Here is a 19,209-nt window from a genome sequence, read left to right on the forward strand (position 1 = left end):
GTCAAACGCCGCCCCTTCTTGTGCCGGTCTTCCCGGATCTCGAAGTCCATCGCACCCCTTGAACTGGGGTGTTGCAACGACTGCTAGAACCCAAGTTCGTTCGGGGAGGGCTCTACGGGGTTGCGGGTGGTGAACCCATGGAAAAAAGGGTGTAACCACCAATCGAGGGCGACGACGCCTACCGTCGCGGCCGCCAGCGTTGCCACCACCGGGATGGCAAGGCTCTCTGCGAAACGGAAGCTGTCGGAGTTGGGCGCGTTCCGGTTTCAACGAACAGGGGTGTTGCCACGATCATTCGGTGCTGCCACTGATCAGGCGGGAAGTTGCACAGCACACGGGCAAACCCGTGCAGGTAGGCAGGACCGTCCAGATACCACGACAGCATCGAGTAGCAGGAGCGAGCCGCGAACTCTTGATCGCTGAAGCGCGTGGAGGCCAACCTGTCGGGAAACGATGTGTCACCTCGGGCCTCCCTCTCCACGAGTTCAGCCGCAAGATCGTGGAGCCAGTCGGAACCCGATCCCGTGCGGGTGGCTCTGGCGTCACGATGCTCCAGGACGTGCTGGATAGATCCACACAGGATGACCTCCACACCAGAACAGGGTGCGCCGCTTTGCTGGCGACAAGGCTCGTCCTCGATCGAGACGTACGCGTACACCCCGCAGTCCCTGAGACCGACGTCGCTCAGACCTCGCCCGAATCGAAAGCGCCCGGTGAACTCCATCCAGTCTCGGGTCATCAGTGACTCGCAAGAGTCAGGCACCTTGTTGTGCGCCCAGGTCTTCTCCCGGATGTGGGCCACCACTTCTTCCAGGGTGGGGGCATCTGGAAGGTCGTCTGCTGCCCTCCCTCCCACAGACAGACGGGCGCTGGCACCGAGCATTGATGCTTCTGCTTCAACCGCCCTCCCCGTACCCGTGCGCGGGAGAGTTCTCTGAAACTCCGCAAGTTTCGCGGTCGACAGGTAGTGAAGCTCATGAAGTTCCTGCATCACCCCTCCACGGTTCGTAACCGCGTCCGCCTGGCGCAGAGGTTCCTATGTCAGACGGACGATGACCCGTATGGGTCTGGTTACTCAACGATGTAGGCGGACTGAGGCTTCGGGCGGACGCTATACCTTCGGCGGGCTCTCCCACCTTCGGGCGGCGGCTTGCGGCTGTTAGCTACCTCGAATGAGTGACAGGTGCGCGGTGGCCGACTTGGACAGGCTGTCCAAGAGGGCCTTGCCCTTCTCTGCGGTGCCGAGCGACGGGCGGCCGATGATGCCGTTCTGGGTGTAGCCGGCCATACCCAGCGTGAGGAGGTGGGGGCGCTCAGGGGCGTCGTGGTCGTCGTGCTCGACTCCGTCCCGGACGAGGTGGGGAGCGCCGTGGAGGAGCAGGGAGACTTCCAGCTCGCCGCCGTGCATGTCCTCGGCGCCGCTGCTCTCCAGCCCGGCGGCCTCGCGGGCCTGGTGCCAGTCCTCGCGGACCGGGAAGAGGGCGACGCGTGGGCCCTCGGTGTTGGCCTCCTGGACCACGTTGGAGAGCACGTAGTTCCCGCCGTGCCCATTCACGATCAGCAGACCGGGGACGCCGGACGCCCGGAGGGACTTCCACGTGTCGTTGATCACGGCGTAGAGCGTGGCGGCGCTGATGCTGACGGTGCCCGGGATGTGGGCGTGCTCGTGGGAGCAGGACAGGGTGATGGGTGGCAGGAGGAACAGGTCGTAGTCGGTGGCGATCCGCTGGGCGATCAGGCTGGCGACGACGGTGTCGGTGGTCAGGGGCAGGTGATCGCCGTGTTGCTCGAAGCTGCCGACCGGCAGCACGGCGATCTTGGCGCCGCGCCGGCGTTCGTCTGCGGAGGTGGCGGCCGTGATCAGTGCGTCCATGGGCCCAGCCTCTCCCATAGGGTCCTCAGCGGTCGAGAGGGCTTCCGCTGCTCATCAGTGCCAAACGGTGGGTGAACATGGCCACTTGGGGTACGGCGCTCCACCGCTGGAGGGCCTTTCCGGCGGTGGATAGTTCGGACATTGCGCGCGCTGACTCGGTGTCGATGGCGATGGACAGTGCGCGGTCGGCTGCGGCGACCGCCTGCTCGGGTTCACCGGACACCGCGTAGGCCCGCGCCAGTCGGGAGAGGTAGACGCCCTGGTCGTTACGGTAGACCGGCGGCAGCACTCGGAGCTCCGCCTCGAACATGCCCACGGCCGTGTGCGGGTCGCCGAGTTCGATCAGACAGTTCGCGCGCTGCATCTCGATGTAGGTCGGTGTGCAGTAGGCGAGATCAAGAGCGTCGTCGGCGTGCGAATCGTCCGGCGCGGCCGCGATCTCGTGAGCCTCGTCGAACTTCGCCTGTGCGAAGCGAGGGTTGCCCATCATCGCGTGGCCCTGTGCCTCCTGCTGCGCCGCCAGTGCCCGGATCCGGTGAGTGGCCCCGACCGACCGCTGGGCCGCGCGGGCAAGGCTGACGGCCTTCTGGGCGTTGCGCTGGGCGGTGGCCTGGTTGCTCTTCCGGAAGAGCACGTAGGCGGCCATCACGTCGTCGCCGGCCTCCTGCGCCCACTCCATTGCGCGGTCCGACCAGAACAGGGCTCGGTCGAAGTCCCCGAGGTCCTGGTTCAACCAGCCCAGGAACTCCGCGGTACGAGTGCCGATGGTGAGGAGTTCCTCGCGGTCGCGGCCCCCGATGGCCTGCTGGAGACGGTCGAGCAGTTGGAGGTGTCGTGTCACGGAGTCGAGCGCGTGTCGGGAGCCGAGCAGGTTCGCGGCCTTGTAGTGGCCGGGCATCACACCGCGCAGGTGGCTGACGAAGAACTCGGGGTCGATCGGGGCGCTGAGGCCTTGTCCGCCGTCGGCAGGCTCAGGCAGGCGGCGGCGGGGATGCTGGACCGGGGCCTCCAGCTCCCATGACCGAGAAGCCAAGCCGAGCAGGCGGCCCGGAATGTGAAGGCCGTCGGCGATCCGCTCAATCAGATCGATTTTCTCGATCCTGCGCTTGCCGGACAGGACCTCACCGACCCGGCTCGGTGTCATGTCACAGGCGCGAGCGATGAGCGATGGGTAGATCCCCGCCAGCTTGAGCAACCGGAACACGGCGGCGAAGTCTCGTCTTCGACACGCAGTGATCATCTCCGGGTTGGACAGCAGGCTCGCGGGGAGCCGGTCCGGTACGCGAGCCTCGGTCACCATTGCCCCCGCTGTCGATCAGCAGCCGCTGCAAGCAAGTTGATTACCTGTGAGTTTACCCACAGTGGGCAACCAGCTTGGGTACGAAGTCCGCACTCCCTCTCGGCAACCTGGCACCAAGGGCCGGAACGTTCGGGTTCGGGCCGCCCATTGGGCATCGGGAGGCGGTGCACGTGACCAGCTCGGGAGAACCCCGCGACGGCTCCGAACCCTACAAGCCGGGCAACGGGATACCAGCGTTCGAGGCGCGACTCGCGCGGCACAGGCGGTCCGCGACGGTGGCCAGGAGCCACCTGCGTGACTTCCTCCAGAGCATCCCGGGCGGCACGGCCCTCATGGGCGACGGCCAACTGGTGCTCGGTGAACTGGTGGCCAACGCGGTGGTGCACGCGCGAGTTTCGCCCGGGCGCGAGATCGCTGTCCGGTTCGAGATGGCGTGCGACCAGTTGCGGATCGAGGTGCACGACGCGAGCAGCGAGAAGCCCGCGATCCGGTGTGCTGCCGACCCGGGCGACGTCTCGGGGCGTGGGCTGCACCTGGTGGAAGCCCTGTCCCTGGAGTGGGGCTTCGAGCCCCGCCCTGAAGGTGTCGGAAAGATCGTTTGGGCCCTGGTGGGCCCGGAAGGCGGTGTGGAATGAGCAGGCGGTCGTCCGGGACGGCGACGCGGTGCTTCTACTGCGGCGCGGGGCTGAGGAAGGCGCTGACCCGAAGCATCGTGGTGAATGGGCAGACGGTCGGTGTCCACAGGTGGCACCCGCGGCGCGCAGGGGAGGTGTCGGGGAAGTGACGCCGATCGGAGTCCCCGACGTGACGGAGACGGCCTCCCCGTACCCCTTCCCGGTGGTCCTGGAAGTCCAAGGCCTTATGGAGCCCGAGTACTTCGGCAGGCTGCCGGAGGCGATGGCAGCGCTCCTGACGGCGGTCGGCACGCTTCCGCTCAGCCCGGACCAGCAGGACTACTTCGCCGAGTTGTTCGGGCCGTCGGAGGAGCAGGCGATCGGGCGCCGGCTCGCGACGCACGGAGAGGTGCGGGCCCTGGCCTTCCTCGACCTGACCCCGACCGTGGTCCGCCTGTACCCCGCCGGCCCCGGGACAGCCCAGTGATCCGGCACCTGCGGGCCCGATGGGACCGGCTCTCGACCTGGTGGCTGCTGGACGGCCAGTTCACCTGGCCGGTGCGGGCCGTCTCGCCGAGCCGGCGGGCCGCGCACCGCGACGCGTTGGCGTGGTACGCGGAGCCTGACTTCGCTCAAGAAGAACGGATGCTGCTCATGCGGCAGATCTGGTGGGAGAAGACCGGCGTTGACGATCCGCTGCTCGACCTGACCGAGGCGGAGCTGTTCCGGCGGATCTTCGACTGCGAGCAGCCGACGCGGGACCGCACCTGACCTGATCAGGGACAACTGAAGACGTGCCGGACCACCCCGGAACCTTGGCGGGAGAGGGGTGGTCCGGTGGGTCGGAACCCGATGCCGATGGTATCGGGCTCCTCGGCATGCCAGTGCGTGGACGGCCGGTTCAGTTCTTGAGCAGGGGAGTTGAAGCGCAGTTGGACGGGGACGACGACTTCGGTGCGGAGTTGGCGGCGAGCCTCGACCCTGACTCGTGGGTGTGGCTGCCGGGAGTGGACTACGCCGCCGGCTGGAGGGTTGCGCGGCAGACGGCGGATGAAGTGAACATCCTGCTGGCAGCATGCGGCGTGGATCGATCGCACTTGCGGGCGGTCGCTGATACCGATGCTGAGGGTGGGGCGCTGGTCCGTCTTGAGGGCATCCTGGAAGGCTGGATGAGCCTCAAGGAACTGCTCTGCCTGGCGGCCAACGTCCGTGGCGAACTGACATGACAGGGCCGGTGCAGGAACCCACCTGCACTGGTCACCCACTCCTGGCCGGGGGTCAACGATGAGTGGTGGGAAGCGGGTCGTTCCACCCCCTCTTTACAAGGACAGGCGTTCGAGACCCTGCCTGACCTGCGGCTCGGTCACGCTGCCGGTTCCCTGGTCGCCTCGCCGCCCGCGCCCACGATTCACCGTCACGTACCGCCCGTTCTGGCATGCCTGTGGCATGCCTTGGCCCGGTACAGGGGTACTCCATCGCCAGCCAGCCCCACTCTGAGCACGCAGCTCACTTGTCAGACCCCCCGTCCATACTTGAGTGAGCCAGTACACGACATAGGACATCCATAGATTCGAACTGGTATGCGATTAATTTTTGCAGACTTTTCGGGTTCACATTGAGAGGTAGCTACTACCATGACTCCATGCTGAAGCGCAGACTCGTCTTCTACAAGTGGGCCCCCATTGCAGGGAAGCCGGCTTTCATCCCGCATGCGGCCGCCTCTCAACTGGAATCTCAGATCGCAGCCGACGAGAATTCGTCAATTGTCGAAAAAGATGGGGTAATCACGGCAGTTGAGGTTGTCGACGTCGGCAGTGAAAGCACTCCAACAAACCTCCGCCTGTTTGCGCTCAGGAATCCCGAGGATAGGCCTTTCAAATGGGATCCCACCGCGTCCGCAAGCCCAATTTCCCTGCTTGACTCCGAGTACACGGCAGATGTTACACATGTATCTATCTGGCCCGATGGACATTGCGCCCATGACTCCTGGAGGAACTCCCCAAGATTCTCTCGCCTCGCGTTCTTCCTGAGGCAGCGTCTGAACTCATACGCCTCCTTCGACCCTCTCTATAAAGAGGATATGGTCGACCGACTCAAGGATCTCCAGGGGCAGCTTCGATCGGTCGAGATCGCCATGACTAAGCCGGAATGGATCAGCCAGGATCGCGGCGTTTTCGGGACTCTAATTCCAACGGTCGCCGGCGAAAAGACCCCCTCCGTTCGGGTTAGCCTCGGCATGGGGCGGTATGGGCGAAAGGATCGATACCTTGACAATGAGACCGAGGAGGAAATTTTCACTCTCGCAGAAAATGCAGATGAATACGTCTCCAACATGATCATCAAGGGTCGAAACCCGAGGACCGGGCGAGTCGAGACCATAAATCTCCTTAATGAGCGCCTACAGCATGACACTCAGTTCGATCGCAGCGCAACGATTCCATCAATGCCAGATGGCCCTAGCGTGTTCCATGAGCTAGATCAGGTCTACAAGGATTTTCGAGGGCGCGGACTCCTTTCCTCTGCTGTCCGAGGACAGAAAATGCGCAGCTCTTAAATAGGGGGGAAGATTCCGAGTGTGGTCATGGCTCGACAGGCATCTCTGGATTGCCCCAGCGATGATATTTGCAGTCTGCGAGTCGGCACTGTGCGGCTATTCGATCCTCACGGGCAATACGATTCTAGTCGCATCATTGGATTCGGATCAGAGAAAAGACTTCTACTCGTCGCTTACCGGATCGTCGAGCGGACTTCTCGGTTTCGCGCTGGCGTCCGTCGCAATCCTCGCCGCCTTCGGCCAAAGAAGCGTCGTCTCAGCTGAAGACCAGAGAAGGGAAGATCATCTAGCAAGGGCGCGGGCAGACATCAGTAAGGTGCTACTAGTTACTAGCCTGCTCCTGATGATGGTCCTCATTGCCTCCACAATCGGCCTTGGAATCGATAGACACCCTCAGGGTAATCTCCTGATTTCCAGCCTCGTGGCCTCATCTGCTTGTGCGAGCCTTATTGGCCTTCTCGTTAGTGGAGCGGGCCTTGCGCTCTCCTTGGTCGAGCGGAGCTCAAACAGTTGAGCTTGACCTCCAACTAAACCCAGCGGGCGGCGGAGCGGTTTTGGTCGGTGTCCTGCCTGGTTTGGGGTCGAGCATGATCGGGGGGCCGTAAGCTGTTGCGACTCGGTCAGGGCTTCTGGGCCTGACCGCAATTTGGCCGAGTGGCCCCCCGTTCTTGCTCGACTCGGGTCCCGAGCCTGGGAGGTGGGTAAAACCGTGGAGCCGCCCGACCCCAGCCACGACGGGCTCTAACCTCGGCTACCCTCCCGGCCGCACGTTCGACGTGCGCGGCCGGCCGCCGCCGAAGCGGGGCGGAGACAGGAGCGGCGGCGAGCGGCAGGGCCGCGCGCTGGCGCGCTGTGCGCGCCCTTGAAGTAAGTGAAGAAGAGTTGCGACAGTCCCCGCGCCCGGTGTGGACGTGGGGGCTGAGGTGTGTCCGGGGTGGTTAGCGGGTGGCCTTGGCCGGGCGGGGCGCGCGCTTGGGGCTGCGGGCCTCGATGGCGTAGGTGAGGGCGGTGGTTTCGGCGCCGAGGCGGGTCTCTTCGAGGATGAGGGGGAGGCCGGTGGTCTGGTCGCAGGTGATGCGGTAGGCGATCAGGAGGACGGCGGCTTCGGAGAGTTGGAGGGCTTCGCGTTCGTCGGGCTGGGGGACTCGGGCGCTGACCCGCTCGCGCCAGGTGAGGTCGTGGCCGGCGGCGGCGAGCGCCGCGTAGGCCTCGGTCGGGGTGGCGGTGGGTTGTTGGGCGAGCGGGGTGGCCTCGACGCGTTCCATGGGGAGCAGGAGGCGGTGGAGGGCGCGGCCGTTGCCGGTGGGGTCGGCGAGGAGGCGGTCGCAGCCGAGCATCAGCTCCTCCTGGTCCATCTCCAGCAGCGGTGCGGTGACGGCGTCGGTGCGGGTGCGGTAGACCGTGGGCTTCTCGGCGTGGTCGAACCAGGCGTCGACGGGCGTTGAGAAGGTGTCGCCCTGGGCGGTGATGGTCCGGTCCAGGCTGCTGCTCGGGCCGTGGACGGTGGCGCGGACGAAGGTGCCGCGGCCTTGCTTCACGTCCAACTGGCCCTCGGTGCGGAGGGCGGCGACGGCGAGCCTGACGGTGGGGCGGGAGACGCCGTAGGTCTCGGCGAGATCGGTTTCGGTGGGCAGCTGGGTACCGGGGGGCCATTCGCCGGTGGCGATGGACTGTCGCATCGCCGCCGCCACCTGCTTGTGCAGTGCCTCGTTCCGAATGATCGCCATGGTGTTGACCCCTTGGTGCGGACGCCGGGGAACGGGCCCGCTTCGCGTGTGCCGTGTCGTTTTCGAGGGTTCGTCTGTGGTCGTTTGCCCTGGCCGGGCGGCATCTCTAGGTCTGTCGTCAGTTGCTAGCCGTTAAACGTAAGCATGAATTGCTTGCGTCGGGGCGTCAAGGAGGAGCATCATCGAGGCGCCAAAGGTAAGTACGTTTGACGACTGACGTCATGCGGCCCTTGGCGCCAGAGGAGTGTGCGCTCATGCAGTCCATTCCCGTGGACGGAACCCGGCTCGGCGCGATGACCTGCATCGTTGCCCCCGAAGTGCGGATCGCGAACCGCGAGACCGGGGAGATCAGGAAGGACCGGGAGGGCCAGACCGTCTACACGGTCGGGGTCGCGGTCCGGCAGGACGGCCGACGGGCCTCGATCATCGAGATCAGCGTGTCCGGCGAACCGGTCGGCGTCGTGGAGGGCGTGCGGGTGCACGTCACCGGCCTGACGGCCTTCTCCTGGGCGATGGGGGACCGGCACGGCCTGTCCTTCCGGGCCGACGCCATCACCCCGGTTCCGGTTGCCGTCCCGGCTCCGGCGGCCTCCCGCAAGGGCGGCGACGCCTGATGAGCGGCGCGACCCGCGTGAAGCTGCGCGGCCTGCTGCGCGAACTCGGCGACCTGGCCGAAGAAGTCGACCCGTTCGGGCGGGACGACGAGGGGGCTCAGCTCTTCGACCACATCGCCGGCATCGCTACCAAGGCTGCCGGTCAGGCCCGTGACCTGGAGACCGTGGCCCACAACACGGCGGTGGAGAACGGGGGACGGCTGTGATCGTTCTTCAACTGCTCTGGGTGGCGATGCTGGCAACGGTGCTCATCGCGCTCAGCATGGCCCCGGTGTTGAGGCGCAGCCACCCCTATCTCTGGTGGCACCTGTTCGGCTACCCGGCGACCGTGATCCGAGTCCGGATGACGTGGCGGCGTCTGACCACGAACCTCGGCCTCGCTGTGGCCAAACGTCCGGGGCGGGCCAGAGTCGGGGACTTGATGGTTCGAGGGGATCCGCTTCGGCCGACACCGCCCCGGCTGGGTGTCGCGAAGTGCCGGCGTGGCGGCATCGACGTGCGGGTGCGGCTTCACCCCGGGCAGGTGCCCGAGCACTTCGCCGAGGCCCTCGACGCGCTCACCCATGCCTGGCGGGTGCACGCGGTACGGCTGGTCGCGGACGAGCGCGGGTTCGTCACCCTCTCGGCGCTCGCCTGGGACCCGCTGATCACGCCGGTGGCGCCGTACCGGTTGAAGCAGAGGCTGCTGCGGGCGGTGGTCGGGCTGTTGGAGGACGGCCGGGCCTGGACGATCGACCTGCGGCGGGCGCCGCACTGGCTGATCGTCGGCGCGACCCGCTCCGGGAAGTCCACCCTCATCGCCGCGCTGGTGAAGGAACTCGCCCCGCAACGCGTCGCCCTGTTCGGCATCGACCTCAAGGGCGGCATGGAGCTGTCCCTGTTCGAGGACCGGCTGTCGGCTCTGGCGGCCACCCGGGCGGAAGCCGCCCACCTGCTCGCGGAGCTGGTCGCGGAGACCGAAGCCCGGATGCAGCTGTGCCGCTCGGTCGGGGCCCGGTCCGTCTGGGACCTGCCGCCGAAGCTTCGCAAGATGCCGGTCGTCGTCATCGTGGACGAGGTAGCGGAGCTGTACCTGGTGGCGACCAGGGACGACAAGGCGGAGGTGGGGGAGATCTCCACCAACCTGCTCCGGCTCGCCCAGCTCGGTGCCGCTCTGGGCGTCCACCTGGTGGTCGCGGGACAACGGGTCGGCTCCGACCTCGGGCCCGGGGTGACCGCCTTGCGGGCCCAGTTGGCGGGCCGGGTCTGCCACCGGGTGAACGATGCGGGGACGGCGGAGATGGTGCTCGGCGATCTCGACAAGGATGCCCTGGCCGCTGCTCAGCAGATCACCGCCGCTGAGCAGGGCGTCGCCATCACGGTTGGCGCCGACGGCCGGTGGACCCGCGCCCGGTCCGTCCACGTCACCCCCGAACAGGCACGCCGAGCGGCGAGGAAGTACGCCCGGCTGGCTCCGTCCTGGCCCGGCCTCCACACGGCGGACGAGCCGAACGAAGGGGTCTACATCTGATGGGCGCCGCTCTCATCCTGACCGCCGTCCTGGCCCTCGTCACCTACCTCCTGGTCCGCTCCGGCGAACTCAAGGTCTGGCACGTCGTCCTGACCGGCGTCCTTGGTGTCTACCTCGACCGCATCGGGTGGGCCGACCCCGTCGTCTACGCCGTGACCTGGATCGTCCAAGGACTCACCCACACCACCTGAGAGGCGTGATCACCGTGCCAACCCGACCAACCACCCGGCCCGCCCTCCCCAACGCCACCCCCGGCCGCGCCACCGCCTGCCTGGCCCGGCCGGGGCCCGGCGAACCCTGGCCCTGGAGACATCCACCATGACCGCCAGCACCAACCCGTACACCGACCCCACCGCACGCCGCGCCCTCCTCGACCGGGAGGCGCGGCTGTGCCAACTGCCGCCGACAGAACGTGACTTCGTCCGCCTCGGTGAGATGCCGGACCTGAACCGCTGGCTGGAGCAGATCCGTACCACCGGTGGCTGTGCCGAGCCGGTCTACCTCGCTGGGCACACCACCACCCTCGACGCCGACACCGGCGAAGTCCTGCGCCACTACTCGACCGGCACCGAACCCGGTGGCCGGCTCGCCGTCCGCTGCCGCAACCGGCGGGCCTCCCGCTGCGCGCCCTGCTCCCGGGAGCACAGCGGCGACACCTTCCACCTGGTCCGCTCCGGCCTGGTCGGCGGCAAAGGCGTCCCGGAAACGGTACGGACGCACCCGCGGTTGTTCGTCACCCTGACCGCGCCATCGTTCGGGCCGGTTCACCGGGCGGGCGACTGCCACCCGGCTCGGCGTCGACGGTGTGAGCACAGCTGCCGCCAAGGCTGCGGTCGAACCCACCTGGAGGCTGAGCCGCTCGTCGGGCAACCGCTCTGCTCGGACTGCTACGAATACCCCGGGCACGTCCTGTGGAACGCCATGGCCCCGGCCCTGTGGAAGGCCTTCCGCGACAACCTGTACCACCACCTCGCCGCCGGGGCGGGCGTCGGCCGGTCAGAGGTGCGCACCCTGGTCAGGGTCTCCGCCGCCAAGGTCGCCGAGTACCAGAAGCGTGGCGCCGTCCACTTCCACGCCGTCATCAGACTCGACGGCCCGGACGGTCCCACTACTCCGCCTCCGCCATGGGCAGCAGAAGACCTCCTGCTGGAGGCCGTCCGCTCGGCGGCCGCTGCCGTGGCGCTCCCAGGTCCCGACTTGATGGCCTCCGGCGGTGGACGGCTCGGCTTCGGCGCTCAGCTGGATGTGCACCCCCTTATAAAGGGAGGTGGCGGGCACATCTCGGACGATGCCGTGGCGGCCTATGTCGCCAAGTACACGAGCAAGAGTGTGGAGGCCGCCGGCGCTGTCGACCGTCGCATCGAGTCTCTGGCGGAGATACAGGCCCTGCGGGTCAGCCCGCACGTCCGCGCCCTCATCGCCACTGCCTGGCGCCTCGGCGGCCTGCCCGAACTTCAGCACCTGCGGCTTCGGGCCTGGGCCCACATGCTCGGGTACCGGGGGCACTGCCTGACCAAGACGCGGGCCTACTCCACTACATATGGGCAGCTCAGAGCCGCCCGCGCCGAACACGCCTGCGGCCTGTACGCGGACTGGGACGACGGGACCGTGGCCGAAGGCGCCTGGCGCTTCGTCGGGACCGGTCACACCCCGGCCGAAGCGCTCGTCGCGGCCGGCATCGCCGAAGACCTCGCCACCAACCGGGAGATCGCCCGTGCCGAGCAGGCAGGGGAGAGACCGTGACGGCCAAGCAGACAGGGGCCAGAGCAGCGACGGGTCCTCGCGAGGCGGTACCGCCGGCTCCATCACGTCGGAAGGCGCTCCGGGCCCCGGCCATCGAGAGTGAGATCGTCATCGTGGACGACGAGGGGCACGAGGAGCCGTACGACTCGGCCAAACACTGATGATCAACAGCCCCCGCCGCGACGACGGGGGCTGTCGCCGTCAGAGCTTGCTCGCGAAGTCGTCCTCCTTGATGACCAGCCGATCGCGGTAGTCCTTGGGGATCCTGAGCTTGAGGTGCACGGTGGGCTGCCGCTGCCCCGGGACCTTCGTGCGGGTCACCTTGCAGGTCACGCCCACGCGGACCAGGTCGGCCGCCATGGCCTCCATGCCTCCGGCCTCCCAGTGCTCCCGGAAGGTCTTGCCGTTGGCGGCGTTGACCCATCGGTCCTGGGTGGACTCGGGGTCGATGGCCGCCAACTCGTCGATGAGCTGGTTCAGCGTCTCCTCGGCCTGCTCGCGGGTGAAGGTGGTGCGGGCGAATCGACCGCCGGGTTCCAAGCCCTTCATGTAGTAGGAGACGGACTCCTCCAGCTGCTTCTTCCTCTTCAGGGCCTCAGCCCCCTTGGCGTACTCCCGGACCAGGACCGGTTCGTCGCCGAGCACCTTGAGCACGTCTCGCACGAGGGCGGCGTTGACCCCGTCAGGATCGTTGACCCCGGGCCCGCCGCCCTTGCAGCCGCTGCACCGCATGTACTTGTACTGAACGCCCTTGGTCGTCGTGACCTGCACCGTGATGTTGGTGCCGCAGTCCTCGCAGACGAAGACCCCGAGGAACTTGGTGGCGCCGCCCTCCTGGCGGGCGGGCTGGTTCTTCCCCCACCTGTCGAGGTCCCTGCCGAGCTGCCCGAACTGGTCCTCCGTGAAGATCGGCTCCGCGACCCTGATCGGCTTGCCGTCCTTGCCGAGGATCAACTGCGACCTGCGGCCGACGCCGCTCTTGTCCTCTTCTACCCGGTACCCCATGAGTGCGGGGTTCCGGAGCCTCCGGAGGTGGGTCGCCGTGGTCAGCCCCTCGGAGCCCGGCACGCCTGCGCGCTTGATGATGCGCACCTGATGCGAAGCCGAGATCTTCGACGCCCGGCGCCGACTCCAGTGCAGCACCTTGTAAGCGGTCTCATCGATGGTGAGGACGGTCTTGCCGTTCTCGTCCAGGGCCGTCTTGTAGCCGTATGCCGGTTTGCCGACGAGCCACTCCGTCTGGGTCTTGGCGTAGTCCCAGAGGCTGGTAACCCGGGTGGAGGTGTTGGCGGCCTCGATCTCCGCGATCCCGCCGATCAGGGTGATCATGACCTTGCCGACCACGGTGGTCAGGTCGATCGCGTCGTTCTTGGAGACGAGGTTCTTCCCGTACTTCAGGCACCACTCGATCATGGTGCTGAGGTCCGAGAGGCGGCGCACGAAGCGGTCCAGCTTCCAGAACAGCAGGACATCGAACTCCGGCGCCCGGTTGTTCAGCCACTCCCCGAGCTGCTTGCGCTTCCACGGCGGGACCTTCGTGGCGCTCACGTTGAGGTCGCTCGCGACCCCGACGACCCGCACGCCCATGTCTCGGGCCAGCATCCGTAGGTCCAGCTCCTGGCGTACCGGAGATGTGGTCTCGTCGGTGAGGACGCTGAGCCGGATGGAGAGGAGAGCCCGCGGAGCCTCCTCGGGCAGCTGGGCCTCCGCCCGCTTCAGCTCCTTCAGGAGCTTCAGGTCCGCCGGCGACCACTCGGCGTCCACGTCGTACTGCTGCTGTCGCTGATGCGCCGGTACGGCGCGCTTTGCACCTCGTCCCATGTCAGGGACGCTAGCGATGGTTCTAGGTCCATGTCTATGTGGCCGCAGATGGACACCCAGATCCAGATCGGCCCCACCGGCAAGAAGATGCTCCCCCTGACGGTCGTCAACAAGTAGCGCACGTCACACCCGCGACCCCCGGCCGGACTGATTCGGCCGGGGGTCGCGGCGTGCCGGGGAGCGGCGGCTGACCAGGGGCGGAGCGAGGGGGGTGGCGGGGCGCGTACCCTTTGAGGTGACAGAGTCCGGACAGTGGCGGGAAGACGCCACGCCGGACGGGGACAACTGACTAAGGACTGAGCGACCCTGGCACGCCGTACGCCCGACGGTCCGCCGCCCGCGCCGACGGTGCAGCGGATTCGTCTCCGCTACACCAAGCGCGGCCGGCTCCGCTTCACCAGCCACCGCGACTTCCAGCGCGCCTTCGAGCGCGCCCTGCGCCGGTCCGCCGTTCCGATGGCCTATTCGGCCGGCTTCACCCCGCACCCGAAGGTCTCCTACGCGAACGCGGCCCCGACCGGGGTGGCGAGCGAGGCGGAGTACCTGGAGATCGGCCTGGCCGCTGTCCGCGACCCCGAGCAGCTGCGGGCGCAGCTGGACGAGTCGCTGCCGACGGGCCTGGACGTGATCGACGCGGTCGAGGTGCGGACGCCGAACTTCGTGGAGCGCCTGGAGGCCTCCGAGTGGCTGCTCCGGCTGGACGGTGTCGAGCCCGACGCGGCCGCCGACGCGGTCGCGCGCTTCCTCGCCGCCGAGCGGGTCGAGGTCGAGCGCCGCACCAAGAACGGCCTGCGGGTCTTCGACGCGCGGGGCGCGGTGGCGGCGCTGGAAGCCGTCCCGGCCCAGGTCGAGGCCGGTGCGGACGCCGGGGCCGGAACCGACCGCGATGTTCGGACCGGCCGTCCCTGTGCGATACTGCGCCTGGTAGTACGACACGCCACACCAGCCGTACGACCCGACGACGTATTGTCCGGTCTCCGTGTGACGGCCGACCTGGCGCCGCCGGTCCCCGCAGAGGTGACCAGGCTGGCGCAGGGGCCGCTCGACGAGGAGTCCGGCACGGTGACCGACCCGCTGGCGCTCGACCGCGCAGCGGCCCCGGTCGGCTCGGAGCCGGCAGCAGGGCCGCACGCTACCGCGTCCGCCTAGCGGGGGGAGGCCGGGCCCAGTGCCTCACTGGGCCCGACGGTCCTCCAGGGTTCCCGCGGCTCCCCAGGGGAGCGAGCGTCGTCGCAGCGCAGGCCTGCCAACCGGGGCCTGCCGACCAGGAAGGTCGGCCGGTCCGGGACCCCGTCCGGGAGCCACCCGGGGTTGGGGGACGGCGCAGCTTGGGAAAACCTCAGAAGACTGGTCAGACCAGAAGACTTTCGACACCCCGCCGTGTGCGGGGCGCCGAGCGAGACTACGAGCCCCTGTGCGGCCTCGCGTCCGCGCGGCGGCACCGTTCCAAGGGTCCGGTCCAGGCATCGTCGTGATGCCGGCCGCCCAGCGGTGCCGTGCCGTGCCCGGATGCGGAGCCCGGGGGCCTGACGGGAGATCCACCCGCATGCTCGATAACACCGATCCGCAGCAGACTGCGGCCACGGAACAGAACGAAACCGCCGCGACCGGTGGTGAGGGCGCGTCCGCCGCGCCGCCGCGCCGTCGCCGCCGCGCGGTGTCCCGCCCGGCGGGTACCCCGCAGGGTGCGGCCGCCGACGCGGCCGAGACGGTCGTGCCGGCCGAGGCCCCCGCGGCCGCCCCGGCTCCGGCCGTGGAGCCGACGGCCGAGCCGGCCGCCGAGAAGCCCGTCCGGGCCCGCCGTACCCGCAAGCGCGCCGAGGCCCCGGCCGGGGCGCCGGAGGCCACCCCGATCGTGGTGACCGCGCCGGAGGCCGTCGAGGCCCCGGTGGCCGAGGCCCCCGTGAAGGCCGTGAAGGCCTCGAAGACCACCAGGGCCGCCAAGGCCGCGAAGGCGGAGACCGCCAAGGCCGCGAAGGCGGAGACCGCCGAGCCGACGGCCGAGCCGGCCGCCGAGAAGCCCGTCCGGGCCCGCCGTACCCGCAAGCGCGCCGAGGCGCCCGCCGGTGCCCCCGTGGCCGAGGCCGCGGCCCCCGTCGTCGAGGCGCCGGCCGTCGAGACCCCCGCCGTGGAGGCCCCCGCCGCCGAGCCGGTGGCCGAGGAGGCCCCGGCCGCTCCGGCCCGCCGCCCCCGCCGCCGTCGCGTGGTCGAGGCCGCGCCGGTCGTCGAGGCCCCGGTGGCGGAGCCCGCCGCCGAGGAGCCGCAGGCCGAGGAGCCCGCCGTCGCGGAGGAGCCCGAGGAGGAGGCCGTCGAGGCCCCCGCCGCCGCGCCGGCCGCCCGGCCCGCCGCCGCCGCGCCGGCCGCCCGGCCGGCCGCCGCCGCCCCGGCCGCCGAGGCCGAGCCGCCCCACCGGGTGCGCCGCCGTGCGGTCCGCCCGGCCACCGCCGTCTTCCAGGCGCCGGTGTTCCAGGAGCCCGCCTCCTTCGTCGCGCCGTCCGCTCAGGCGGCACCGGCCGCGCCGCCCGCTCCGGCGGCGCAGGCCGCGCCGCAGCAGCCCGCCGCCGCCCCGGCGAAGGCCGAGGCTCCGGCCGCGGCCCCGGTGCAGGCCGGGCGCGAGGAGGAGGACGACGAGTTCGAGTACAGCGGTGTCGGCCGTCGCCGCCGGGTCCGCACCCGGGTCGAGCCGACCCGTCGCAAGTCGGGTGCCCAGGCTCCGGTGAAGGCCGCCGCGAAGGCCGCCAAGGCCGCGGCGAAGGCGCCGGTCGCGGCGCCCGTCGTCGAGGTCCCGGTCGTCGAGGCGCCCGCCGTCGAGGCCCCCGCCGCCGGTCCGGAGACCGAGGACGAGTGGGAGGACGGCCGTCCGTCGCGCCGTCGCCGCCGGGGCGGTCGCCGCCGTCGCCGCGGTGAGGCCGAGGAGTTCGAGGCCGTCGAGACCGAGCAGTCCGTCGAGGAGTCGGCCGAGGCCGTCGCCGAGGAGGAGGGCGAGGAGGACGACGACCTGGCCGCCGGCCTGTCCTCGTCGCGCCGCCGCCGTCGCCGTCGCCGCCGCAGCGGTGAGGCCGGCGCCGTCGAGACCGCCGAGACCACCGAGGACGGCGTCCGTACGGTGGTGAAGGTGCGCGAGCCGCGCCGCCGTTCCACCGAGCCGTCGTTCGACCCGGACGAGGTGCAGTCCATCAAGGGCTCGACCCGTCTGGAGGCCAAGAAGCAGCGCCGCCGCGAGGGCCGCGAGCTGGGCCGCCGCCGGGTGCCGATCATCACCGAGGCCGAGTTCCTGGCCCGCCGCGAGTCGGTCGAGCGCGTCATGGTGGTGCGCCAGAGCGGCCAGCGGACCCAGATCGGCGTCCTCGAGGACGGCGTGCTGGTCGAGCACTACGTCAACAAGGAGCAGGCCACCTCGTACGTCGGCAACGTCTACCTGGGCAAGGTCCAGAACGTGCTGCCGTCGATGGAGGCCGCCTTCGTCGACATCGGCAAGGGCCGCAACGCGGTGCTGTACGCCGGCGAGGTCAACTTCGGCGCGCTGGGCCACGGCGGCCCGCGCCGGATCGAGTCGGTGCTGAAGTCCGGCCAGTCCGTGCTGGTGCAGGTCTCCAAGGACCCGATCGGCCACAAGGGTGCCCGCCTGACCAGCCAGATCTCGCTGCCCGGCCGCTACCTGGTGTACGTGCCCGAGGGCTCGATGACCGGCATCTCGCGCAAGCTCCCGGAGAACGAGCGCGCCCGGCTGAAGCAGATCCTCAAGAAGATCGTCCCGGACGACGCGGGCGTCATCGTGCGCACCGCCGCCGAGGGCGCCTCCGAGGAGGAGCTGACCCGCGACGTCCAGCGCCTCCAGCAGCAGTGGGAGGACATCCAGAAGAAGGCCGCGACCGGCAACGCCCCGGCGCTGCTGTACGGCGAGCCGGACATGACCGTCCGGGTCGTCCGCGACATCTTCAACGAGGACTTCACCAAGGTCATCGTCTCCGGCGACGAGGCGTGGAAGACCATCCACGAGTACGTCTCCAACGTGGCCCCGGACCTCGCCGAGCGGCTCCAGCGGTGGACCTCCGAGGTGGACGTGTTCGCCACCTACCGGATCGACGAGCAGCTGATGAAGGCGCTGGACCGCAAGGTCTGGCTGCCCAGCGGCGGTTCGCTGGTGATCGACCGCACCGAGGCGATGGTCGTCATCGACGTCAACACCGGGAAGTTCGTCGGCCAGGGCGGCAACCTGGAGGAGACGGTCACCCGGAACAACATCGAGGCGGCCGAGGAGATCGTGCGCCAGCTGCGGCTGCGCGACCTCGGCGGCATCATCGTGATCGACTTCATCGACATGGTGCTGGAGTCCAACCGCGACCTGGTGCTGCGCCGCCTGCTGGAGTGCCTGGGCCGGGACCGGACCAAGCACCAGGTGGCCGAGGTCACCTCGCTGGGCCTGGTCCAGATGACCCGCAAGCGGGTCGGCCAGGGCCTGCTGGAGTCCTTCTCCGAGCCGTGCGTGCACTGCAACGGCCGCGGCGTGATCGTCCACATGGAGCAGCCGAGCGCCCACGTCCACGCCCCCGTGGTGGCGGGCGAGGCCGGTGCGGGCAGTGGCAAGCGCCGTCGCCGGGGCAAGGGCGGCGCGGGCCACGAGGAGCCGCAGGCCGTCGAGGCCGCGGTGGCCGTGGTGGCCGAGCCGGTCGCGGTGGAGGCCTTCGCCGAGCCGGCCGAGCCGGTGCGCGAGGAGATCGAGGGCCAGCTGGCCCTGGAGGTCCCGGGCGTCGAGGCCCCGGCCGAGGCGGCTCCCGCCGTCACGGCCCCGGTCGTCGAGGCTCCCGTGGCGGAGGCCCCGGCCGCCGCTCCGGCGGGCCGTCCGCGCCGCCGCGCGGTGCGCAAGGCGACCGCTCCGGCGGGCTCCCCGGGCACCGCCGAGATCGTGGTGCTCCAGGCCAAGGCCGAGGCGGCGCTGGAGGCGGCCCTGGAGGCCGCCGCCCCGGCGGTCGCGGAAGCCGCTGCCGAGGCCGTCGCCGAGGCGCCGGGTGAGCCGGTCGTGGCCGCGGAGGCCGCGGTCGTCGCCGAGGCTCCGGAGGCCGTCGAGGCACCGGAGACCGCCGAGGCCGTCGAGGCCGCCGCCGAGGCCGCCGCCGAGGAGGCGCCGGCGCCGAAGAAGCGGGCCGCCCGCAAGACCGCCGCGAAGAAGACCGCCGCCAAGAAGACCACCACGGCGGCCAAGAAGACCACCGCCCGCAAGACCGCCACCAAGCGGACGAGCGCGGCGGCCAAGAAGGCCGCGGCCGCCGAGGGTGATACGGCGTCCGAGTAGTGCCCACGCCCCGGGGCGGGAGTGATCCCGCCCCGGGCCGTACGGGCCGGTTTGCCCCCCGGGCGGCCGGTCCGTATTCTTGACCATCGGCGTGTCTACGCCATTGCTCCCGAGCACATCACCTTCCCGAGGTCACCGCGTTCGCGCGGAGGGCCGGGGA

General features: G+C 69.5%; 17 protein-coding genes. 12 read left to right on the forward strand and 5 right to left on the reverse strand.

The window, feature by feature from the left end; translation table 11 throughout:
- Positions 1-178: 178 nt before the first annotated feature.
- From ACWDD9_RS40100 to ACWDD9_RS40110, 3 genes are all read right to left on the reverse strand, one after another.
- Positions 179-991 carry an SAVMC3_10250 family protein gene (locus ACWDD9_RS40100; RefSeq protein ID WP_449814362.1) on the reverse strand — a complete coding sequence of 271 codons (813 nt, stop codon included), beginning with the start codon at positions 989-991 and terminating at the stop codon, positions 179-181.
- A gap of 168 nt (positions 992-1,159) precedes the next feature.
- On the reverse strand, positions 1,160-1,873 hold the full coding sequence (locus ACWDD9_RS40105; RefSeq protein WP_449814342.1) for a creatininase family protein: 714 nt from the start codon (positions 1,871-1,873) through the stop codon (positions 1,160-1,162).
- 25 nt (positions 1,874-1,898) lie between these two features.
- Complete coding sequence (locus ACWDD9_RS40110; RefSeq protein WP_449814343.1) at positions 1,899-3,173, reverse strand: hypothetical protein; 1,275 nt, start codon at positions 3,171-3,173, stop codon at positions 1,899-1,901.
- 170 nt (positions 3,174-3,343) lie between these two features.
- Between ACWDD9_RS40110 and ACWDD9_RS40115 the strand changes: the two genes are divergently transcribed.
- The 5 genes from ACWDD9_RS40115 (at position 3,344) to ACWDD9_RS40135 (ending at position 6,341) form a co-directional block, all read left to right on the forward strand.
- Positions 3,344-3,808 carry an ATP-binding protein gene (locus ACWDD9_RS40115; protein WP_449814344.1) on the forward strand — a complete coding sequence of 155 codons (465 nt, stop codon included), beginning with the start codon at positions 3,344-3,346 and terminating at the stop codon, positions 3,806-3,808.
- A 145-nt stretch (positions 3,809-3,953) separates the two neighbouring features.
- A complete protein-coding gene (locus ACWDD9_RS40120) occupies positions 3,954-4,274 on the forward strand; it encodes a hypothetical protein (protein WP_449814345.1) in 321 nt (106 codons plus the stop codon).
- The gene (locus ACWDD9_RS40125; protein ID WP_387819790.1) at positions 4,271-4,558 is read left to right on the forward strand and encodes a hypothetical protein; all 288 of its coding nucleotides are present in this window, start codon (positions 4,271-4,273) and stop codon (positions 4,556-4,558) included. The genes ACWDD9_RS40120 and ACWDD9_RS40125 overlap by 4 nt, the downstream gene beginning before the upstream one ends.
- A gap of 161 nt (positions 4,559-4,719) precedes the next feature.
- Positions 4,720-5,013, forward strand: coding sequence for a hypothetical protein (locus ACWDD9_RS40130; RefSeq protein WP_449814346.1), 294 nt, complete (start codon positions 4,720-4,722; stop codon positions 5,011-5,013).
- Positions 5,014-5,429: 416 nt separating this feature from the next.
- The gene (locus ACWDD9_RS40135; RefSeq protein ID WP_449814347.1) at positions 5,430-6,341 is read left to right on the forward strand and encodes a hypothetical protein; all 912 of its coding nucleotides are present in this window, start codon (positions 5,430-5,432) and stop codon (positions 6,339-6,341) included.
- Between the two features lie 938 nt (positions 6,342-7,279).
- On the opposite strand, the gene ACWDD9_RS40140 is transcribed toward ACWDD9_RS40135, so the two are convergent.
- Positions 7,280-8,068, reverse strand: coding sequence for a GntR family transcriptional regulator (locus ACWDD9_RS40140; protein WP_449814348.1), 789 nt, complete (start codon positions 8,066-8,068; stop codon positions 7,280-7,282).
- A gap of 254 nt (positions 8,069-8,322) precedes the next feature.
- Between ACWDD9_RS40140 and ACWDD9_RS40145 the strand changes: the two genes are divergently transcribed.
- The 5 genes from ACWDD9_RS40145 to ACWDD9_RS40165 all read left to right on the forward strand — a co-directional run bounded on the left by ACWDD9_RS40145 (position 8,323) and on the right by ACWDD9_RS40165 (position 11,935).
- Entirely contained in the window at positions 8,323-8,682 is a 360-nt protein-coding gene (locus ACWDD9_RS40145) for an SCO3933 family regulatory protein (RefSeq protein ID WP_117487750.1), read from the forward strand.
- The gene (locus tag ACWDD9_RS40150; protein ID WP_117487749.1) at positions 8,682-8,888 is read left to right on the forward strand and encodes a hypothetical protein; all 207 of its coding nucleotides are present in this window, start codon (positions 8,682-8,684) and stop codon (positions 8,886-8,888) included. Before ACWDD9_RS40145 ends, ACWDD9_RS40150 begins: the two co-directional genes overlap by 1 nt.
- Before the next feature lie 296 nt (positions 8,889-9,184).
- Positions 9,185-10,192 carry an FtsK/SpoIIIE domain-containing protein gene (locus ACWDD9_RS40155; RefSeq protein ID WP_449814349.1) on the forward strand — a complete coding sequence of 336 codons (1,008 nt, stop codon included), beginning with the start codon at positions 9,185-9,187 and terminating at the stop codon, positions 10,190-10,192.
- The gene (locus tag ACWDD9_RS40160; protein WP_449814350.1) at positions 10,192-10,383 is read left to right on the forward strand and encodes a hypothetical protein; all 192 of its coding nucleotides are present in this window, start codon (positions 10,192-10,194) and stop codon (positions 10,381-10,383) included. Before ACWDD9_RS40155 ends, ACWDD9_RS40160 begins: the two co-directional genes overlap by 1 nt.
- Before the next feature lie 127 nt (positions 10,384-10,510).
- Entirely contained in the window at positions 10,511-11,935 is a 1,425-nt protein-coding gene (locus ACWDD9_RS40165) for a replication initiator (RefSeq protein WP_449814351.1), read from the forward strand.
- 201 nt (positions 11,936-12,136) lie between these two features.
- Here ACWDD9_RS40165 and ACWDD9_RS40170 read toward each other — a convergent pair whose 3' ends face one another.
- Positions 12,137-13,756 carry a recombinase family protein gene (locus tag ACWDD9_RS40170; protein ID WP_449814352.1) on the reverse strand — a complete coding sequence of 540 codons (1,620 nt, stop codon included), beginning with the start codon at positions 13,754-13,756 and terminating at the stop codon, positions 12,137-12,139.
- A 348-nt stretch (positions 13,757-14,104) separates the two neighbouring features.
- Between ACWDD9_RS40170 and ACWDD9_RS40175 the strand changes: the two genes are divergently transcribed.
- Positions 14,105-14,905, forward strand: coding sequence for a TIGR03936 family radical SAM-associated protein (locus ACWDD9_RS40175; protein ID WP_049659422.1), 801 nt, complete (start codon positions 14,105-14,107; stop codon positions 14,903-14,905).
- Positions 14,906-15,302: 397 nt separating this feature from the next.
- Positions 15,303-19,049 carry an Rne/Rng family ribonuclease gene (locus tag ACWDD9_RS40180; RefSeq protein ID WP_449814353.1) on the forward strand — a complete coding sequence of 1,249 codons (3,747 nt, stop codon included), beginning with the start codon at positions 15,303-15,305 and terminating at the stop codon, positions 19,047-19,049.
- The last annotated feature ends 160 nt before the right edge of the window (positions 19,050-19,209 follow it).

The organism is Kitasatospora sp. NPDC001119 (assembly GCF_053598475.1).

What these genes read in the sequence shown, in the direction of transcription:
- ACWDD9_RS40145 (WP_117487750.1), top strand. Translation starts at nt 8,323, where the DNA reads ATGCAGTCCATTCCCGTGGACGGAACCCGGCTCGGCGCGATGACCTGC.
- ACWDD9_RS40135 (WP_449814347.1), top strand. Translation starts at nt 5,430, where the DNA reads ATGCTGAAGCGCAGACTCGTCTTCTACAAGTGGGCCCCCATTGCAGGG.
- ACWDD9_RS40150 (WP_117487749.1), top strand. Translation starts at nt 8,682, where the DNA reads ATGAGCGGCGCGACCCGCGTGAAGCTGCGCGGCCTGCTGCGCGAACTC.
- ACWDD9_RS40160 (WP_449814350.1), top strand. Translation starts at nt 10,192, where the DNA reads ATGGGCGCCGCTCTCATCCTGACCGCCGTCCTGGCCCTCGTCACCTAC.
- ACWDD9_RS40180 (WP_449814353.1), top strand. Translation starts at nt 15,303, where the DNA reads ATGCTCGATAACACCGATCCGCAGCAGACTGCGGCCACGGAACAGAAC.
- ACWDD9_RS40170 (WP_449814352.1), bottom strand. Translation starts at nt 13,756, where the DNA reads ATGGGACGAGGTGCAAAGCGCGCCGTACCGGCGCATCAGCGACAGCAG.
- ACWDD9_RS40100 (WP_449814362.1), bottom strand. Translation starts at nt 991, where the DNA reads ATGCAGGAACTTCATGAGCTTCACTACCTGTCGACCGCGAAACTTGCG.
- ACWDD9_RS40165 (WP_449814351.1), top strand. Translation starts at nt 10,511, where the DNA reads ATGACCGCCAGCACCAACCCGTACACCGACCCCACCGCACGCCGCGCC.
- ACWDD9_RS40110 (WP_449814343.1), bottom strand. Translation starts at nt 3,173, where the DNA reads ATGGTGACCGAGGCTCGCGTACCGGACCGGCTCCCCGCGAGCCTGCTG.
- ACWDD9_RS40105 (WP_449814342.1), bottom strand. Translation starts at nt 1,873, where the DNA reads ATGGACGCACTGATCACGGCCGCCACCTCCGCAGACGAACGCCGGCGC.
- ACWDD9_RS40140 (WP_449814348.1), bottom strand. Translation starts at nt 8,068, where the DNA reads ATGGCGATCATTCGGAACGAGGCACTGCACAAGCAGGTGGCGGCGGCG.